The following is a 20,464-nucleotide window of genomic DNA, read 5'->3' on the forward strand; positions in this document are numbered from 1 at the left end:
AAAGCGATGAACGACCTGACTCACCCGATTGCCGACCAGCCGCTCGCGCGCATCACCCGCGACGGCGTCGAATACACCCTGCTCGGCACCGCGCACGTGTCGCGCGCCTCGGTCGCCGCGGTGCGCGAGCTGATCGAATCGGAAAACTTCGACGCGATCGCGGTCGAGCTCTGCGACACGCGCTACCGCGCGCTGCGCGACCGCGAAGCCTGGCGCAATCTCGACCTGCTGCAGATCATCCGCCAGGGCAAGGCCGGCATGGTCGCGGCCAACCTGGCGCTGTCGGCCTACCAGCGCCGCCTCGCCGAGCAGTTCGGCATCGAGCCCGGCGCGGAAATGAAGACCGCGGCGGAACTCGCCGAGGCGCAGCACAAGCCGGTGTGGCTGATCGATCGCGAAGTGGCGACAACGCTCAAGCGCGCCTACCGCAGCGTCGGCTTCCTGCAGCGCTTCGGCCTGCTCGGCGGCCTCGTCGCTAGCCTGTTCGAGCGCGGCGAAGTCGCCGAGGCCGACATCGAGAAGCTCAAGCAGGGCGACATGCTGCAGAGCGCGTTCAGCGAATTCGCCGAGCAGTCCGAGCCGCTGTTCCGCAGCCTGATCGCCGAACGCGACAGCTTCATGTCCGCGCGGCTGCGCGAGGAAAGCGCGAAGGCGCAAGCGCTCGACGCGCCGGTCAAGCGCGTGCTCGCGGTGATCGGCGCCGGCCATCTCGCCGGGGTGACGCGCGAGATCGGCGAACAGACGGACGACCCCGCGAAGCTGACCCTGGCGCTCGATACCGCTCCGCCGGCCTCGCCGTGGCCGAAGTGGATCGGGTTCGGCGTGCTCGCCGTCATCATCGGCGCGATCGCCTGGACGTTCACGCGCGGCGCGCACTTCGGCGTCGAGGCGATCAAGGTATGGGTGCTGTTCACGGGCGGATTCGCCGCGCTCGGCGCGCTGCTCGGCGGCGGCCACGTCCTGAGCGCGCTGACCGCGTTCGTGGTCGGGCCGCTCAAGCCGTTCCGCCCGTTCGTGCCGGTCGGCGCGGTCGCCGCCGCGGTCGAAATGTCGCTGCGCCGGCCGCGCGTCGCCGATTTCGAATCGCTGCGCGACGACGTGATCGACTGGCGCGGCTGGTGGAAGAACCGCGTCTCGCGCACCCTGCTCGTGTTCCTGTTGAGCAACTTTGGCATGATCCTCGGCGAATATCTCGCCGGCATCCGCATCCTGAGCAAGCTGCTATGAATCTCGCGCGTCTGCTGTTCAAACCGAAATGGCAGGACAAGAACGCCGAGGTGCGCCGCGCCGCCGTTGCCGACGCCGGCGATGCGGAACTGCTTGCCGCGCTGCCCGAGATCGCGCGCGGCGACGCCGACGCCGGCGTGCGCCTCGCCGCGCTCAAGCGCCTCGGCGACTACGAAGCGTGGCGCGAGCGTTCCACCGGCGACGCCGACGGCGGCCTGCGCCGCGCCGCGCGCAACGCATACCTCGCTCTGCTCTGCTCGGACGATCCGCGCGTGCCGCCGCTGCCGCGCCGCGTCGCCGAGCTCGAAACGCTGAGTGCGGACGAAATCGAAAAGGTCGCCGTGCAGGCGACGAATCGCGACCTGCGCGCGGACGCGCTCAGGCGCGTGATGCGAACCGCGCTGCTCGCCGAGCGCGCGATCACCGATCGCGACGCGTCGATCCGCCTCGCTGCGCTCGAACGCATCACCGACGCCGCGGTCCTCGAGCGCATCGCGGAGCGCGCGCGGAAAAACGACAAAGCCGTCAGCCGGCGCGCGCGCGAGTTGGTTGAAGCGCAGCGCATCGGCAGCGGCGATGCGACTGCCGTCGCGCAAAAGGCGCGCGCGCTTTGCGAGCGCATGGAAATCCTGGTGCGCACGCCGGTACGCGACGAAGCGGTGTACGCGGCGATCGCGCGCGAATGGAACGCGCTGGGCGCCGCCGTGCCCACCGACCTGCTCGCGCGCTATTGCGGCGCCGACGCGCTCGTGCGGCAGACGAAGATCAACGTGGAAAATCCGCCGGCACGCGAAACCGCGGCCGCCGAACCGGAAACGCAACCGCAGGCGCAGGCCGACGTTCCGGCCGCGACGAACCTCGAAATGCTGGCCTCGCAGGCACGCTTCGACGCCGCGCTCGCGAACGCGGCCAGCGAAGCGCAACGCGAACGCGAACTGCGGCGCGCGCATCTCCACGAAATGGAACAGATCCTGCCGCGCTACTCCGCGGCCGTCGAAGCCGGCACCGTTTCCGCCGCGCACGCGCCGCACGACCGGCTGCTCAACCTCACCGCGATGGTCGTTCCGCTGCCCGCCTCGATCGAGGCGAAGCTGGCGCCGTTGCATGCGCGCTATGCGGAGCTCAAGCAGCAGCAGGCCTGGGCCAACCGCCGCCGCCGCGAAATGCTCTGCGACGATGTAGTCCAGCTCACCCAATCCGGCCTGCATCCCGACGCGTTGGCCTTACGCATCCGCGAAGCGCGCGAAGAATGGCAGCGCCTCGACGCCGCCGAGGGCATTTCCGGCGGGGCCGAGTCGGGGCCGACAAAGCGATTCCATGCGCTCTGCCATCGCGCACTCAGGCCGGCCAGGGCCTATTTCGACAAGCGCGACGAAGTGCGCAAGTCGCATGCCGGCGAGATCGACAAGCTGCTGCAGGACGCCGCGGCGCTACCGGACCAGGTCACCGACTGGAAGGCCGCCGGGCAGCTGCGCCAGAAGCTCGGCGATGCGCTGCGCTCGCTCGACGGCGTCGATCCGCGCACACGCACCGCGCTGGCCAGGCAGCTCAAGGTCGCGCTCGATCGGCTCGCACTGCGCCTCGATGCGCGCGCCGACGAAGTCGAAGCGGCCAAGCGACGCCTGATCGCGCGCGCCATGGCCCTGCAGCAGCAAGGCGACGGCCGCACCGTTGCGCGCGACGCGCGCGAACTGCAGGCACAGTGGACCGCGCTAGGCCAAGGCCGCCGCGGCAGCGACCAGCGTCTGTGGAAGGAATTCCGCGCCGCCCTCGATGCCGCGTTCGGCCGGCTCGACGCGGCCCGCAGGCAGCGCGACGAAGCCTCGGCGGCGATGCGCACGCAGGCGGAGAACCTGCTCAACGAAATCGCGGCCTTGAACGCCGACGATGCGCACGAGACGAAAGCGCGGTTGCGCGACATCGACGCGCGTTGGCACGCGCTGGGCTGTTCCGATCGCGCGATCGAGCAGCGCTACCGCAAAGCGCACGACGCGATCGAATCCGGCTTGCAGGGCGCCGCGCGGCGCAAACACTTGGCGCGCTACGCCGATGCCTTGGCCAAGTACGCCCTGCTGCGCGCCGTCGAAACCGGCGCACAGGCCATGGACGGCGTCACGGCGCAATGGCACGAACTCCCTGCCCCGGCCGACTTCGCCGCCGTACTCGATGCCCGCTTCGCGCGCGCGACGGCGGCGCCCGCTGCCGGAAAACCCGACGAAAACGCGGCGCGCGATCTGCTCGTCGAGCTCGAGTTCTTCGGCGGCCTGGAAACGCCGTCCGAAGACCGCCAGCGGCGCATGAATTTCCAGGTGCAACGCCTCGCCTCGCGCATGCGCGACCGCGGCGCGGCGACGCCGGAATCCGAACTCACCCGCTTGATGCGGGCCTGGTTCGAGCAGCCTGCGCAGGCGGCCGGACTGGAGAATCGGTTTGCGCGCGCCGCCCGCGCGGGCATGCAAACCCTGCCTTGAGCCTACGGCCCTACGGCGTCGAGTCTTTCCAGACCAGCGCCTGCCCCGGCGCCAGCGGAGACCGGCCGCGCACGATCCGCGCCGTTGTCGGAAGCGCAGCCGAAAATGGTTGCGGGTTGTAGTTCGCCATGACGTTCAGGCCGCCGCGCCAGTCGATGAACACGCCCGTGGGCAGGTCCTCGATCGCCACGCCCGCGCGCTGATAGACGCCGCGCACGATTGCGCGCTCCAGCTCGCCGTCGTCGGTCGAGACGCCGATCATCGTGACGCTGCCGCGGCCGAGCTTGCGCGTCGTCGCCGCAGCCTTGCCCGCGTAGTAGCGGCCGGCGTAAGTGGCAAGCACGGTGGTTCCCGCGCGTGGCGCGAGGATGTCGGCCCAGCGATGCCACGCGTGCTTCCTGTCGCCCGCGATCACTTCGCCGTTCGCGCCGGCCGGCAGCATGTCGAAGCCCTCGACGTCGGCGCCGATCAGATCGAGGATCGGCTGCGCCCATGGCCCTTCGTGGAAATGGCCCAGTTCATTTTTCTGGCCCGTGCGGCTGGTCAGAATCAGATGGCCGCCCTGCTCGGCGTAGCGCTTCCATTTCTGCGCGAGCGCGTTGCTCACCATCTGGTAGGCCGGCGCGATCAGGAACGGATAGCGGTTGAAATCGTCGTCTTCCGCGATGAAATCCATCGGCGCACCGGTGCTCTTGACCGCCAGCGTGTAGCCGTTGCGATAAGGCCAGCTCTTCCACAGCGAGGTCTGCGGCTGGATCTCGGTATCCCAGAAGACGTCATGACGCCACAGGTAGCCCGTGTAGCGGGCGGCGAGTTTTTTCGGCAGCGGCGCCTTCTCGTCGAGTTGGGTTTCGAGCGATTTGATCGCGCGCATCGTCTCGACGAATTCGCGGCCGGTGCGCGAAAGCGTCACGCCGTCGGTGCCGACGATGCCCTCGTGGTACATCTCGCTGCCGCGCTGGGGATGGCGATAGCGGTATGTGCCGAGCAGCGACGCACCCGAGCCGAACGCGTGCCATATCCACATGCCGACCGCGCCGGGCATCGGCTGCGGATTGATCTCGCCCCAGTTCACCTGGCCCGGCTGCATTTCCATGATGCCGAACGTGCCGTTGATCGAACGGAAATACGCGGCGGCTTCCATCAGATTGGCCGGCTTGCCGACCGCGTAGCTGTCGCCGCCGAGCACGTTCGCGCCGGCGACCGGATAGAGCGTGAACGTCGGGAAATCCAAGGCATGGCTGCGCCGCGGATCGGTCGCTTCGGTGACATTCGTGTAGTTGGTCGTCACCCATTGCCCGGAGCGCGCGTACTGCTTGATGATCCGCGCCTGGTCGTCGAGGAACTGCGCCTGCGTGTCGGCCTGGAAGCGCGCGAAATCGAGCAGCGCATGCGGGCTGAGCTTGTCTTCGCCGGCGAGCGTCGCATTGGGAATATGCACCTGCCCGAAACTCGTGTAGCGCGTGCTCCAGAACGAGCCGGCCCAGACCTTCTCCATCGCATCGATCGTGGCGTACTTGTTCTGCAGCCACGCTTGAAACGCCGTGCGCGCGCTGTCGCTGTAGTCGTTGAACGTGCCCGGCTCGTTGTCCACCTGCCAGCCCCACACGCGCGCGTCCTTGCCGTAGCGCTCGGCCATCGCATTGACGAGGCGCGCGACGAACGCCCGGTACTTCGGATTGCTCAGCGAAACTTCCGCGCGGATGCCGTGCTGATGCCGCTGGCCGTGTTCGTCGACGCGATAGACCTCGGGATAGCGCTCGTCCATCCAGCTCGGCGGCGCGCCCGTCGGCGTGCCGAGGATGACGCGCAGCCCGGCCTTGCCCGCCAGATCGATCGCGCGGTCGAGCCATTCGAAATCGAAGCGGCCTTCCTCGGGTTCGAGATAGGTCCAGTCGAACTCGGCCATGTGGGTGAAGTCGAAACCGAGCGTGGCCATGCCCGCGAAATCGCGCTGCCATTGCTCACGCGGCCACTGCGTCGGGTAATAGAACACGCCGAAACTCATCGGCTCGCGCTGATGCAGCAACGCCGCGCCGCGCAGGGGTGCGGGATGCGGGCCTGCGCTGTCGACCGGCGTGGCGGCGACGGCCGGCGCCGTCGCGAGAGCGATCGTCAGCGCCGCAAGCAAGGATCGAAACATGACGGCCATTCCGCGGAATCAAAACGCCTGCATATTAGGTCTTTCAACGAGCCCTCTGCTCCGGCCCGATAAAATGCCGGCGCGGTCGATCATAGTGCGGGCGTAACCGGCGCTTTGCGGGGTGCGTGTTTTCCACGAGCGTGCCAATAATGCCGGGGAAAACGGAAAGCCACGGACACTGCTTCGATGTCGCCCCAGCCGTTCCACACCGCGGTTGCACGCGCCGATCGCGAAGCCCGCAACGACAGTCCGCGCGCATGAGTGCGTCGCCGCGCGCGCTCGGCCTGTGGTCGGCGACCGCGCTTGTCGTCGGCAACATGATCGGGTCGGGCGTCTTCCTCCTGCCGGCGTCGTTGGCGCCCTACGGCCAGGCCAGCCTCTACGGTTGGGCATTGTCTGCCGCAGGCGCGTTGCTGCTCGCCGGAGTGTTCGCCTATCTCGCGCGGCGCCATCCGGTGGCCGGCGGCCCCTACGCGTACGTGCGCATCGCGTTCGGCGATTTCGCCGGCTTCATCATGGCCTGGAGCTACTGGATCTCGGCGTGGTGCGGCGTCGCCGCGATCGCCGTGGCGTTCGGCGGCAGCCTCGCCTCGATCTTTCCCGAGCTCGCCACGCCCGCGCGGGCGACCGCATCCGCCCTGGTCGTGCTATGGCTCGGTACGGCATGCAATCTCGCCGGCGTGCGTACGGCGGGCCTCGTCCAGCTCGTCGTCACGATAATCAAGCTCCTGCCGTTGTTCGTCGTGATCGTCGCCGGCGCGACCCGGCTCGACGCGGCGTCGTTCGTGCCGTTCAACCCGAGCGGGCTGAACTGGCTGCCGCTGACGACGACCACCGCCGCGCTGGCGGTCTGGGCGTTGCAGGGCATGGAATGCGCGACGATTCCGGCCGAACACGTGGCCGATGCCGCGAAGACGATACCGCGCGCGACGTTCCTCGGCGTCGCATTGGCCGCGTTGCTGACGATCGCGGCCTGCACGGTCGTGCTCGGCCTGATGCCTCTGAACGCATTGGCGGCTTCCACCGCGCCGTTCGCCGATGCCGCGTCGCGGCTCTGGGGCGCGGGCGCGGGGATCACGATGGCGGTGGCGATGGCCGTATCCTGCCTCGGCGCACTCAACGGCTGGATTCTGGTCCAGGGCCAGGTGCCGTTCGCGGCGGCGCGCGACCGCTTGTTTCCGGCGTACTTCGCCAGGGTCGACGCAAGCGGCACGCCGCGCGTCGGCCTCGTCGTCGGCAGTGCATTCGCGACCTTGCTGGTCGGTGCGAATTTCACCGGCTCGCTCGTCTCGGTGTTCACCGCCTCGATTCTCCTGTCGAACGCGGCGGCGTTGATGCCGTATTCGTCCAGCGCCGCGGCGATGTTCAAGCTGGAACTGCGTTCGCCTGCGCCGTCCGCGTGGCGTCTTGCCGTCGCCGCGCTGGCGCTGGTCTACGGGCTGTGGGCGCTCGTCGGCACGGGAGCCGAGGCCCTGCTCTGGGGTGCGGGTCTTTTGCTTGCGGCGCTGCCTTTCTATTTTCACCAGCGCCGCAAAGGACAAATGCGGACGAGCGTCCGCCATCCGGCTTGAAGCGACCGAATTCAGTCCGCCCGGTCGAGGAGACTGCTGCGGTCGATATCCCGGCGCAACACGATCAACGTGGTCAGGTCCTCGACATTCTGGTGGGCGGCAATCAGATCGCGCAACGTATTCAGTCCATCGATCGACGGCACTTCCACTTCCACGATCAGGTCGAGCTGGCCGCTGATCGACGAGACGCGCCGGACTTCCTGATGACGCGCCAGCTGGTCGAGCACATTGATCGAAGGCGTGCGCGTCAGCGTCAGCAGCAGGAAGGCGGCGATGAAATTCGTCTCCGTCTTCTGGCCGATGTCGGCGCGATAGCCGCGGATGACGCCGCTCTTTTCCAGCAGCGCGATGCGCTCGGTGGTCGCGCTGCGCGACAGGCCGATGCGCGCCGCCAGCGACTTCAGCGGAATGCGCGCCTCCTTGGAAAGGATGCGGAGGATGTCCCTGTCCTTGGCGTCGAGTTCCTTCATCGCATGCCCCTTGGCCGTGAACCGATAAATTGCCGGCGCAGGTCATCACTGTGCAGGTGCAACCGGCGTTTTGCAGGATGCATGATTTTTCGGTGCATGCCAATCTTTCGCAAGCCCAAATCCGTTCGACCATGACCGACATTACCCACCCCGCGCCGACGTTTTCGCCGGACGAGGCGAAACGCCTCGCGCGCCATCACTTCGGGATATCCGGCAGCGTGAGCCGACTGGCGAGCGAGCGCGACCAGAATTTCCGGCTGACTTCGGACGACGGCGACTGGGTGCTCAAGCTGTTCAACGCCAGCGAGCCGGCGATCGACACCGCATTCCAGATCGCGTTGCTCGATCACCTCGACCGAGTCCGGCCCGGCGTCACGATACCGCGCCTGCGGAGCACGTTGTCCGGCGACCCTCTTGCCTACGCCGTCGGCGCCGGCGGCGAGCGCCATGCCATGCGACTGGTCGCGTGGATGACCGGCCGACCGCTCGCCGAGGGCGAACGCACGCCGGAACTGCTGCACAGCCTCGGCGCCGCGCTCGGCCGCCTCGACCGCGCGCTGCAGGGTTTCATCCATCCCGGCGCGCTGCGCAGTTTCGACTGGGACATTCGCCGCGCCGGCGAATCCCGGCAGCGGCTCGCGCACATTCACGACGACGGCGAGCGGGCGTTGCTGCTGCGCTTTCTCGACCACTTCGAAGCGAACGTGGCGCCGCGCCTGCCGCACCTGCGCACGCAAGTCATCCACAACGACGCCAACGATTGGAACGTGCTGGTCGATCCGGCTTCTCCGCAGCAAGTGGCCGGGCTGATCGACTTCGGCGATGCGCTGCATTCGCCGCTCGTCGCCGAAGTGGCCGTCGCCTGCGCCTACTCCATGCTCGACACGCCCGATCCGATCAGCGCGGCGGCGCGGCTTGCGGCCGGCTTCCATGCCGAATATCCGTTGTTCGAGGAAGAGATCGACATCCTGTTCGACCTGATCGTCATGCGTTTGACGATCAGCGTCACCTTGTCCGCCGCGCGCAGGGAGCAGACCGACGACAATCCCTATCTCGCGGTCAGCGAAGCGCCGGCGTGGCGGCTGCTCAAGCGCCTCGGGGCGATGAATCGGCGTCTGGCCACCTCGATCCTGCGCCATGCCTGCGGTTTCGACGCGGCTCCGCACGCGCGCGCGATCGCGCGCTGGATCGCGACGAACTCGCGGAGCTTCGCATCGATCCTCGATCGCCATCCGGCGACGCTCGCGAAAGCGACCGTGCCGTTGGCCAATCCCGATCATCCGATGGTCGCGGCCTCCGTGGCCGGAGAACCCGGCCGGGCGAGCCGCTGGTGGGAAGCGCACTGCGCCGAACACGGAATCGTGCTCGGGGTCGGCGCCTGGGGCGAGGCGCGAACCGTCTACACGAGCGACTTCTTCCGGTCGAGGTTCATCGAGGCTCAGCGCAGGGACCGCCATCTCGGCCTCGATCTCTTCATGCCGGCAGGAACGAAGCTGTATTGCCCGCTGGCCGGCGTGGTGAGAAGCGTCGAAATCGAAGACGAACCGCTCGGCTACGGATGTGCGGTCGCCATCGATCATGCCGCAGACGATTGCCCCGCCTTCACGACGTTGTGGGGTCACCTGGCGCGCGAAGCGGTTGCGCGCCTCGAGCCGGGAGACCGGATCGAAGCCGGAGGCCTTGTCGGCGAGATCGGAACGCCCGCAGAGAACGGCGGCTGGGCGCCGCACCTGCATCTGCAGATATCGACCGACCCGGCGCTTGCGGCGCGCGACATCCCGGGCGCGGGCGAGGCCCGCTATCTCGGCGTGTGGAGCGAATTGTTCCCGAACCCGGCCGACCTCGTCGGCCTGCCGTCGGAGACCTTCCGGCGCACGGGACGCGCGAAGTCGCAGATCGTGGCGGCGCGCAGGACCGCGCTGTTGCCCAATCTGTCCCTCTCCTATTCCGAGCCGATCAAGTTCGTGCGCGGCCAGGGCGTATGGTTGATCGACGACGGCGGCCGCGCCTATCTCGACTGCTTCAACAACGTCTGCCATCTCGGCCACGCGCATCCCGAGGTCGTGGCAGCGATCGCGCGACAGGCGGCGACGCTGAACACCAATACGCGCTACTTGCACGATCTGATCGTCGACTACGCCGAACGCCTGACCGCGACGCTGCCGTCCGAACTGTGCGTGGCGGCGTTCGCCTGCTCGGGCAGCGAGGCCAACAGCCTGATGCTGCGCATGGCGCGTGCCCGCACCGGGCGCAGCGAAGCCATCGTGCTCGACTGGGGTTATCACGGCACGACGCCGGAGCTGATCGATCTGAGCGCGTACAAGTACAAGCGCAAGGGCGGCAACGGCCGACCGGCGCACGTGTTCGAGGCGGCGATACCCGACAGCTACCGCGCTCCCGCCGAATGGCCGGTCGCGGAACATGCCGGGCGCTTTGCCGAAAGCGTGGCCGAACAGATCGCGGCGATGGCGAAACAAGGCCGCGCACCGGGTCTGTTCCTCGCCGAATCGATTCCCAGCGTCGCCGGCCAGGTGTTCCTGCCCGGCGGCTATCTGGAAAAAGTATACGCGATGGTGCGTGCGGCCGGCGGCGTCTGCGCCGCCGACGAAGTGCAGGTCGGGTTCGGCCGCGTCGGCAGCCACTGGTGGGCGTTCGAAACGCAGGGCGTGGTCCCCGACATCGTCACGATGGGCAAGCCGATCGGCAACGGCCATCCGATGGCGGCTCTCGTCACGACACGCGAAATCGCCGCTTCGTTCGACAACGGCATGGAGTACTTCAACACCTTCGGCGGCAACCCCGTTTCCTGCGCGGCGGGGCTGGCCGTGCTCGACGTGATCGAACGCGATCGCCTGCGCGAGAACGCGTCGGAGACCGGCGCCTATCTGATCCGGCGCTTCAAGCAACTGCAGACGCGCTTCGACGCGATCGGCGACGTGCGCGGCATGGGCCTGTTTCTCGGCATCGAACTGGTCGAAGACCGCAGGACCAAGGCCCCGGCCACGGCGCTGGCGAAACGCGTCAACGACGAGATGAAAGCACGCGGCGTGCTGATCGGTACCGAGGGCCCGCACGACAACGTGCTCAAGATGCGTCCGCCGATGATCTTCAGCCGCGCCAACGCGGACCATCTGATCGAGGTGCTCGAAGAAGCATTGGTCGCGGCGGGCGATCGTCCCGGCGGCCTCTGATCGAGCGACCGATAAAGTGCCGGCGCAATTCATCACAGTGCTGGCATAACCGGCGATTTGCAGGATGCGCGCTTTTTTCGTGCATGCGAATCTTTCCGTGGAGATTCGTTGCGTACAAAACCGGCGGCATTGCCGCGGTCGATCCACATAAAAATTCAGAGATGCAGACGCCAGGACTCCGTTTCGTCTCGGGCATGGCGAAGACGAAAACGATGTCGGCCGCGAGGCATCAAGCACATCTACCGACTGGAGGGACTTCCCCGATGCGAAACAGAACGCACATCCACCGCGGCGCCCTTGCCTGTGCCATCGGCGCCGCGCTGTTCACCGTTGCCGCGCAGGCGCAGGACGCGTCTGCGCAAACCGCGCAACCGGCGGCCGCACCGGCCAAGGCGCAGAGCCCGAATGCCGGCGACGCGCCCACGCGCGAGCTCGACCAGATCGTCGTCACCGGCAACGCCAACGCCGGCGGCATCAAGAAGATCGAGGCCAGCTATTCGGTGACGACGGCGAATCTCGAGAAGATCAAGGAAGCCAATCCGGTCAGCGTAGCCGACCTGCTGAAGATTTCTCCGGGCATCTTCGCCGAGTCCTCGGGCGGCCAGACCGGCGCGAATATCGAAGTGGCCGGCTTTCCGTCGGACAGCGGCGCGCCGTTCACGACGTTCGCGGTCAACGGCGCGCCGTTGTTCCCGCGCTGGGACTACTTCACCGACGCGATGCTGCGCCTCGACGACACGATCGACCGCCTCGAAGCGTTGCAAGGCGGCCCCTCGGTGCTCTACGGCAACGGCCAGCCCGGCGTCATCGCCAACTTCATCCTGCGCGAAGGCACGAGCACGCCCTCGGGCAGCGTCGGTCTGACCTACGGCTCCGAAGGCTCGTGGCGTTTCGACGGCTTCTACGGCTTCCCGATCGCCGAAGGCTGGTACGGCAGCGTCGGCGGCTTCTGGCGCAAATCCGACGGCGTGCGCGATCCGCAATATCCCGCCGACGACGGCGGCCAGCTCACCGCGACGCTGCGCCACGATCTCGACCACGGCTCGGTGCTCGTGTTCGCGCGCCTGCTCAAGGACAAGAACCAGTTCGTCACCGACACGCCGATCTACAATCCCGCGCCGGGCAAGTTCTCGCCCTACCCCAACTTCGATCCGCTGACCGGCACGTTCGGCAGCAAGTCCGATCGCTATCAGTTCCTCGAGGACAAGCCTTGCTTCACCGCGGGCTGCACGCCGGGCGGCGTCGACATCGACATGGCCAACGGCGAAGGCGGCAACCTGCACCTGGTCGGCGCCAACCTCGATCTCGATTTCGAAAACGGCTGGTCGTTGTCCGACAAGTTCCTGCTGCTCGGCGGCAACATGGACATCAACTCGTTCTTCAGCACGGGGGCGAATCCGCAGACGCTCGGCAGTTTCATCTCCGACTCCGCGAACGCGTTCGGCCTGCCGTCCGGCCTCACCGCGACCGCGACCTACCGCAACGGCGGCACCGCGGACATGAACGAAAACATCTCGGTGCAGAACCCCGAATACATCCACAAGCGCATCAATTCGATCAGCAACGAAATCCACCTGAGCCGGGAATTGTTCGAAGGCAATACGCTGACGCTCGGCAACTACACGGCGAGATATTCGATCGCGCATTCCGAGGACGACGGCCTCAACATGCTGCTGCAGGCGAAGTCGAATCCGAACCCGATCGTCGTCAGCTTGAGCGACGGCACGCACACGTACCAGCTCACCGACAAGCAAGGCCTGTTCTGGAACAACGATCCGCAATCGTGGATGACGTTCAACGAATACTGGCGGGCCTCGACCACGGCGTTCTTCTTCAGCGACGTGTGGAACATCGGCAACTGGCGCTTCGACGGCGGCATGCGCGTGCAGCACAACAACACCAGCGGCTGGTACCAGAACGGCACGACGGGCGATCTCGACGCCAATCCGTACACGGTCTACAACAACAATGCGTTTTATGTAACCGACGATTATCTGCATCCGTCGTACTCGAAGACGGCTTCGTCGTGGACGCTCGGCGCCAACTACCTGGTCAACGACAACATGAGCGCGTACGCGCGCGCGAACCGCGGCGTGTTCTTCCCCGGATTCGACAGCATCGTCTACGTGCCGGACGTGCCGGTGGAACGCATCCGCAACTTCGAAGTCGGTTTCAAATATCAGGCGCCATGGATCTACGCGGACATCGCCGCGTACCAGCGCAAATTCACCGGCATTCCCTACTCGATCACGCTCGACACCGGGCAGATCAACCTGCTCTACGGTTCGAGCACGAAAGGACTCAATGCGCAGGTCGTGCTCACGCCGATCGAGAACCTCTCGCTCGCGTTCAGCGGCAACTACATGGATGGCCACTACTCGGACTATCAGGGCTGCGTGCCGTACACCGCGCAGGACGGCAGCGACCGCTGCGACAGCATCACCGGCAAGCCGCTCGACCGCCAGCCCAAGGTACAGTACCGTTTCACGCCGGCCTACACGATCCCGACCGACTGGGGCAGCCTGAAGCTCTGGACCACCTACGAATACGTCGGCAACCGCTACGGCGATCAGCTTTCGATGCAGCCGCTCGGCCACTACTACGATCTCGCGATCGGCGCGATGGCCAACGTCGGCAAGAACTGGGTGCTGACCCTGCGCGGCACCAACGTCACCAACCAGATCGGCATCACCGAAGGCAACGCCCGCCTGTTCGGCTTCGCCAGCGGCGGCGGCGTCATTCTCGCCCGCTCGATCGAGGGGCGCGAATTGAATTTTCAGGTGAAGTACAAGTTCTGAGGACAGCTCGCCGTCAGGTCGGCGATCCGACCATCCGCAGGCGCGGGAAGCGCACGGGAGAAAACACATGGCTGCCAGTTCCGCCCGATCCTTCTTCCTGCTTCGCGTGCCCTCCCTGGCAACGACTTTCGATTCGGGTTTCACCGCCGCGTTGCGACTCCTCCTTGCGCTCGCGGCGGCACTTTTTTCGAACGTCGCCACGTGGGCGGCAGCGGCGCCTGCCGTCGCGGACGAAGACAAGTATCTCGATGTCCTCGATATGCACGGCGCGCCGAAGACCGCGGCTGACAGAAGCTTCAACATATTTTTTGACCGCGGGGCGTGGCACGGCTATAGCCTCCCGCCCGCCGGCGACGGCGGCACGGGCTTCTCCGGGCCGTTCGTGCACAGCCTCGGCGAAGGCCGGTGGGTCGGTGCGCGCTTCGCCCGGTTGTCGCTTCGGGATTCGGCGAATCACGAGAACATCGAGCTCGCTCCGGCCGGAAGCCATGCCTTGCCAGGCTATCTGACTCGCCGCTTCTCCTCGACCGGCCTGCAAGTGAGCGAGACGCTTTTCTTCGCCGATTCCCGGCATGCGCTCGTACGCATCGAACTGTCTTCGACGAAACCGCAGGACATCGATTTGGCTGTCGAAGGCGCGCTGATGCCGTCGCAAACGGCCATGCCGGACCAAACGGGCAGCGCAATCACCCAATCCCTTGCCCATTCGCATTCCGAGCTCGCCACGTCCATGGATACGAATGGCGACGGCGTTGCCCAAGCCGCCGTCACCGCCGCCGGCTATCGTCTCGCCACGAGGCATCCGCTGCACCTCGAAGCAAACAAGACGAAAACGCTCTATCTCGACCAAGCGCTCGCCTACGACACGCGCAACGGAAAAGAACCGCAGGTGGAGGTCGCGCAGGCGTGGGCAGAAAATCGCGCGCGCTGGTCAGGCTATCTGAAAGCCGTCGATGCCAGCCGGCTCGCGGGCGTGCCCGATGAAACCGCACGACGCGTCGCGGTGAAATCCGTCCTCACCCTGCTCGGCAACTGGCGCGCGGCCCGCGGCGACCTGCACCACGACGGCGTCGTTCCTTCCTATTCCAATCCCGACTTCAACGGCTTCTGGGCCTGGGATTCGTGGAAGCACGCCGCCGCGCTCGCGTCATTCGCGCCCGCGCTCGCGCGCGACCAGATGCGCGCGATGTTCGACTACCAGGCCGCCGACGGCATGGTTCCCGACTGCATCTATCTCGACAAGGCGAACAACAACTGGCGCGACACGAAGCCGCCGCTGGCCGCATGGGCCGTGCGCGAAATCTATCGCGCGACCGCCGACAAGGCCTTTCTCGCCGAGATGTACGACAAGCTCGTGCGCTATCACCGCTGGTGGTTCGCCAGGCGCGATCACGACCGCAACGGCCTCGCCGAATACGGATCGACCGACGGCACCAAGATCGCCGCGAAGTGGGAAAGCGGTATGGACAACGGCGCGCGCTTCGACGCGATCGCCATGCTGAAGAACGGTGACGGCGCCTGGTCGATGGACCAGGAATCGGCCGACCTCAACGCCTACCTCTATCTGGAAAAACTCGAGCTCGCCGAAATCGCCAATGCGCTCGGCAAAGCGCGCGACGGCGAACAGTGGACCAGGGAAGCCGCGGCGATGAAGGCGACGATCCAGAAACGCATGTTCGATCCCTCGCGCGGCTATTTCTTCGACGTGAAACTCGGCCGCGACGAATTCGTTCCGGTTTACGGCTCGGAAGGTTGGACCGCGCTGTGGGCCGGCGTCGCCACGCCCGAGCAGGCGCAGGCCGTCGCACGCACGATGCTCGACCCGAAAAAATTCTCGACCCGTTTGCCGTTGCCCACGTTGGCCGCCGACGATCCGCGCTTTTCGCCGGTCAAAGGCTACTGGCGCGGCCCGGTGTGGATGGACCAGGCCTGGTTCGGCGTCGAAGCGTTGAAACGCTACGGCTTCGACAAGCAAGCCGACGACGTCGCCAGGCGACTCGTCGTCAACGCGAAAGGCCTGACCGAGCAGGCGCCGATGTACGAAAACTACGATCCGCTGACCGGCGAAGGCCACCAGTCGCGCAACTTCAGCTGGGCGGCCGCCAGTTATCTGTTTCTCGTGCGCAAATGAAACGACTGGAACCTATCTCACGATCGTCGCGAACTTTCTTCGAGCGCGGCAGATTTTGAGATAGGTTGTATGCGGATCGCCGAGGCATGACGAAAAAGTCGTACAGCGCGCGAAATCCGCGTCACGCCGCAGTCAAGGCACCGCCGACGCGTCGTAAATGACCCTGCCGTGTCGGATGGTGTACTTGACGTCCGCCAATGCGGGCAGGCCCGCGGCCGCCGGATCGTCGGCCAGGACGGTGAGGTCGCCTTCCATTCCCGCCTTGATCCGCCCTTCATCGCGAGCCACGCCGAACCGTTCGGCCGGCGCCGTCGTCAGCATCGCCACGACGTCGCTCAAGGCAAAGCCGCACAGTTTCAATTGTTCGTATTCTTCGCGCTGATCGTGATCGGTGAGAAATCCGGTATCCGTGCCGTACATCAGCGTGCCGCCCAGATCGTGAAAGCGTTTCACCGTTGCGCGGATGGCTCCGATGTTCGCATCCTTGGAAAAGAGCTTGAGCGTCGGAACGATCGCGACGTGATGGCGGACCAACGTTTTCAACAGTTCGTCGCTCACCCCATCGGTGACTTCCGGGGCATGGGCGATGACGTCCACGCCTGCCGACAATGCGACTTGCACGCCGGCAAGATTAGTCGCGTGGGTGAAAACAATCTGACGTCGGGCATGCGCGGTCGCCACGGCGGCCTGCGCGATATCGACGGGCATCGGAACGACCTGCCCGGGCGCAACGATCGAGCCGGTGAACAGTTTCACGATATCCGTACCTGCCGCAATATTCTTCTCGATGGCATCCGTCGCGTCGGCGGGCGTCCCGGGCTGCGGCAGGGTGGCCAGCAGCGGCGGCGGCAGATCGTGCAAGTAGAAAGGCAACGCGCCGTGCGGATATAGAGGGAGACCCGCCGTGTAGATTTTCGGCCCGGGAATCTCGCCGGACTCTATGCGTCGACGCAGCGCCGCGGTGTTGTACGGATCCGATCCGGTATCGACCACCGTGGTGAAGCCGGACCGCGTCAGCATCTCCCGCAACTGCCCGCTCAATCGATCGGCGGAAAGCTTGTCGACGCCTTCCCAGCGCGGCTCCATAAAGTGCACATGCGTGTTCCAGAACCCGGCGAAAACCGAGCATTGCGCGCATCGCAGAACTCGCGCATTTCCGGGAACGGCGCCGTCGCGGCCCACGGCGACGATCCTGCCGTCGCGCACAAGAACGGCGGCGTCGGTCAACGGTTTTGCATCGGGGGATGGGTATACTTTTCCCACCTGCAGTGCCAGCGTCTGCCCTTGCGTCGGCACGAATGGAAAAAGAAACAGGAAGAATCCGATTGCGGCAAGAGCCGATTTCACAGCCATTCCTCCTCCACGGGAAAAACGATTCGTGCCTCGCGGCCCCGGTGCCCGGTCAGGCTGTGCGCAAGCGCCGCACCCGCGCGTCGCGCAGCACGCGCCGCGCCCACAGACCCGCGTCGTCGAGCAGAGAGTAGATCGTCGGCAGCACGAGCAGGCTGACGATGGTCGAGAAGATCAGGCCGCCCGCGATCGCGCGCGCCATCGGATAGTACGGCGGACCGTCGCCGCCGATCGCCGCGTCGCCGAGGCACAGCGGCAGCATGCCGAGGATCGCCGTGCCCATCGTCATCAGGATCGGGCGCAGGCGATCCTTCGCGCCCTGCACGAGCGCCTGGCGCCGGCCCATGCCCTCATGGCGCAGCTGGTTGATGTGCACGATCATGACGATGCCGTTGTTGACGACCACGCCCATGAGGATCAGCACGCCGATCGAGGCCATGACCGAGAACGTCGTGCCGGTGATCCAGAACAGCCAGAACACGCCGAAGATCGAGAACACGAACGTGGTCAGGATCGCCGCCGGGTAGATCAGCGACTCGAACATCGCGCACATGACGACGTAGACGAGCACGAGCGCGATCAGCGTGTTGAACAGCATCGTGCTGCCGGCCTCGTCGTCGCGGTCGAAGTTCTCGCCGAAGCTCCATTTGTAGCCGGGCGGCAGATCCATCTTGCCCATCGCGGCCTGGATCTCCTTGCGCGCGTCGTCCGGCGTCTTGCCTTCGGCGAAGTTGGCGACGATGGCGAAACTGGTCTGGCGGTTGCGCCGGCCGATCGTCGCCGCCGCGTTGCGCGCATCGATGTCGATCATCGACATCAGCGGCACCTGGGTGCCGTCGGCGCGGCGCAGCTTGTAGTCCGAAAGATTGTCGAGGCTCTGCGTGTCGCTGCCGGAAAAACGCAGCCAGACCGGAACCTGCCCTTCGCCGCCGTGGTAGTCCTTGAGGCGGAAGCCGCGCAGCGCGATGCCGATGTATTGCGCGATGTCGCTCGCGGAGAAGCCCATCGCCTTCGCCTTCTGCCCGTCGACGTGCACCGCGAGTTCTCGGTTGCTGCTGTTCTGCTGTGCGCGCACGTCGCGCAGGCTCGGCAGGCTGCGCAGGATCGGGATGACGTTGGCGGCCAGCTCGCGCAGCTGCGCGCCGGAATCGCCGGTGAGATTGATTCCCACGCTCGGCTGCTGGCTGCCGCTGCCGCCCCCGCCTTCGAAGCCGATGACGATTTCGCCGATCGGAACTTTCGGCAGGCCCTGGCGGATCGCTTCGACGATCTGCACCTGATCGGGCGCCTCGTCATCGAGGAAGGCGGCCATTTCGCTGTCGCCCTGCTCGTTGTAGAAGACATAGACGTTCTTGAGATGGAACTCCTTGCGATGTTCGTCGAGCCAGTGTTCGAGCGTCGCATAGCTCGCGCGCATCTGCGCCAGCGGATACAGCCCGTTGAGGTTCATCTGGAAGAAGATCCACTTCGACGGGCCGCCGCCGTTCATGTTGACCTTGGTATGGGTCAACGGCACCGCGCTCGCGAGCATGAGCGCGAGCAGGCCGACCATGGTCCAGCGCCGGTGCGCGAGCGTCTTCTCGATGAAGCGGCCGTAGTGTCCCTGCGCCTTCGTGATCACGGTCTCGCGGCCGATGAACTTCGGCGGCGGCAGTTTCGCCGACAGCATCGGCACGAGGCTGACCGCGACCAGCCACGAGGCCAGGTGCGCGATCGCCATCGCCACCGCGACCTGGGTCAGGAAGATGCTCATGCCGTTCTTCTCGCGCAGCACCATCGGCAGGAACACGATGATGCTCGCGAGCGTGCCCGCGGCGATCGCGATGCCGACGATCTGCGTGCCCTGCACCGCGCAGTACCACGGCTTGTCCGGATAGTGCTCGCGGTACTGGTAGATGCTCTCGACCACGACCACGGCGTTGTCGACGAGCATGCCGACCGCGAGCAGCAGGCCCATCATCGAGAGGATGTTGAGGCTGATGCCGAACATCTGCATGCAACCGAGCGTGATGACGAAGCAGATCGGAATCGCCAGCGACACCATCAGCGTCGACGGCCAGTCGCGCAGGAAGAAGAACAGCACGAGCACCGACAGCAGGGTGCCCTCGAGCCCCGCCTTGCCGAGCTGCTTCAGGCTGTCGGTGACGCCGGCCGCCTGGTCGTTGAACGCGACCAGCTGCAGATCGTCGATCTGGCCGGACTGCTTGATGCGGTCGATCTCGTCCCAGACGCGGCGGCCGACGTCGACGAGATTGGCCGCACGCTCTTTGTACACGCGCAGGATCACCGCCGGGCGCGTGTCGAGATGCAGTTCGTAGTCCGCGCGCGCCGGCTTGAACGAGATGTCGGCGATGTCGCTGAGCTTGAGGCCGCGCTCGTTGATCGCGAGCGTGCGGATGTCGTCGATGCTGCGCCATTCGCCGGCAGGCTGTACGTGATAGCGCAGGTCGCCGTCCTTGATCAGGCCGCCCGAGGCGGAAAAATTCGCAGTCGACAGTTTCTGGTACAACTCATCGAGACTGACGCCGGCCGCGCCGAGGCGCTCGGCTGAAATCTCGATCTGCACTTCGCGCTGGGAGACGCCCTGCAACTGCACGCGCGCGACGCCGGGCAGACGCTCCAGCGGGCGCTTGAGCTTGTGGTCGAGCAGATCGTAGGCATTGGTCAGGTTGCGCTCGGACGAAATCAGCATGCCGAGCACGGGGCGATCGCCAGTGCCGAACTTCTCCACCGAATAGCGCTTCAGATCGCTCGGCAACTGGTCGCGGATCGCATCGATCTTGCCGCGCGCTTCGACCGCCTTGACCGCAGCGTCCTGGCTCCATTTGAACTCGATGAAGATCTGCGCGCCTTCCGGCGTCGAATTCGAGTTCATGTTCTTGATGCCGGTCAGCGTCGACAGCGCGTCCTCGACCGGCCGCGTGATCGAACGCTCGACCTCGCCGGGCGTCGAGCCCGGATACGGCAGATCGACGAACATGAAGGGAAACTGGATGTCCGGCATCGCCTCGAGCGGCAGGCGGAATGCCGCGATCAAGCCGATCACGGTCATCGACACGAAGACCATGATCGCGGTCACTGGCCGTTTCAGGCTGAGTTCCGCCAGTGTCAT

The 20,464-nt window shown here is 66.1% G+C and carries 10 protein-coding genes and 1 pseudogene; 7 read left to right on the plus strand and 4 right to left on the minus strand.

Annotation, left to right across the window (positions count from 1 at the left end):
• Positions 1–6 precede the first annotated feature (6 nt).
• Complete coding sequence (locus QM741_RS15150; protein ID WP_415208493.1) at positions 7–1,227, plus strand: TraB/GumN family protein; 1,221 nt, start codon at positions 7–9, stop codon at positions 1,225–1,227.
• Complete coding sequence (locus QM741_RS15155; protein ID WP_415208494.1) at positions 1,224–3,698, plus strand: DUF349 domain-containing protein; 2,475 nt, start codon at positions 1,224–1,226, stop codon at positions 3,696–3,698. The genes QM741_RS15150 and QM741_RS15155 overlap by 4 nt, the downstream gene beginning before the upstream one ends.
• A gap of 10 nt (positions 3,699–3,708) precedes the next feature.
• Here the strand turns inward: QM741_RS15155 and QM741_RS15160 are convergent, their stop codons facing one another.
• Positions 3,709–5,841, minus strand: a complete 2,133-nt coding sequence (locus QM741_RS15160; RefSeq protein WP_415208495.1) for a beta-galactosidase — start codon at positions 5,839–5,841, stop codon at positions 3,709–3,711.
• A 257-nt stretch (positions 5,842–6,098) separates the two neighbouring features.
• Here QM741_RS15160 and QM741_RS15165 point away from each other — a divergent pair, with 257 nt between their 5' ends.
• Positions 6,099–7,412, plus strand: coding sequence for an amino acid permease (locus tag QM741_RS15165; RefSeq protein ID WP_415208496.1), 1,314 nt, complete (start codon positions 6,099–6,101; stop codon positions 7,410–7,412).
• Positions 7,413–7,423: 11 nt separating this feature from the next.
• On the opposite strand, the gene QM741_RS15170 is transcribed toward QM741_RS15165, so the two are convergent.
• Positions 7,424–7,882 carry an Lrp/AsnC family transcriptional regulator gene (locus tag QM741_RS15170; protein WP_415208497.1) on the minus strand — a complete coding sequence of 153 codons (459 nt, stop codon included), beginning with the start codon at positions 7,880–7,882 and terminating at the stop codon, positions 7,424–7,426.
• 131 nt (positions 7,883–8,013) lie between these two features.
• Between QM741_RS15170 and QM741_RS15175 the strand changes: the two genes are divergently transcribed.
• The 4 genes and pseudogenes from QM741_RS15175 to QM741_RS15190 all read left to right on the plus strand — a co-directional run bounded on the left by QM741_RS15175 (position 8,014) and on the right by QM741_RS15190 (position 16,002).
• Positions 8,014–11,073: an aminotransferase class III-fold pyridoxal phosphate-dependent enzyme gene (locus tag QM741_RS15175; RefSeq protein WP_415208498.1), complete on the plus strand. Its 3,060-nt coding sequence runs from the start codon at positions 8,014–8,016 to the stop codon at positions 11,071–11,073.
• Between the two features lie 263 nt (positions 11,074–11,336).
• Complete coding sequence (locus QM741_RS15180) at positions 11,337–13,871, plus strand: TonB-dependent receptor (RefSeq protein WP_415208499.1); 2,535 nt, start codon at positions 11,337–11,339, stop codon at positions 13,869–13,871.
• Between the two features lie 259 nt (positions 13,872–14,130).
• Positions 14,131–14,547, plus strand: a pseudogene (locus QM741_RS15185) (hypothetical protein); the annotation flags it as partial.
• 54 nt (positions 14,548–14,601) lie between these two features.
• Positions 14,602–16,002, plus strand: a complete 1,401-nt coding sequence (locus tag QM741_RS15190) for an MGH1-like glycoside hydrolase domain-containing protein (protein WP_415209138.1) — start codon at positions 14,602–14,604, stop codon at positions 16,000–16,002.
• A gap of 132 nt (positions 16,003–16,134) precedes the next feature.
• Here the strand turns inward: QM741_RS15190 and QM741_RS15195 are convergent, their stop codons facing one another.
• Both QM741_RS15195 and QM741_RS15200 read right to left on the minus strand, forming a co-directional pair.
• A complete protein-coding gene (locus QM741_RS15195; RefSeq protein ID WP_415208500.1) occupies positions 16,135–17,349 on the minus strand; it encodes an amidohydrolase family protein in 1,215 nt (404 codons plus the stop codon).
• Between the two features lie 55 nt (positions 17,350–17,404).
• Positions 17,405–20,464, minus strand: a complete 3,060-nt coding sequence (locus QM741_RS15200; protein ID WP_415208501.1) for an efflux RND transporter permease subunit — start codon at positions 20,462–20,464, stop codon at positions 17,405–17,407.

This window comes from Rudaea sp., assembly GCF_047601565.1.
Lineage (GTDB): Bacteria > Pseudomonadota > Gammaproteobacteria > Xanthomonadales > Rhodanobacteraceae > Rudaea.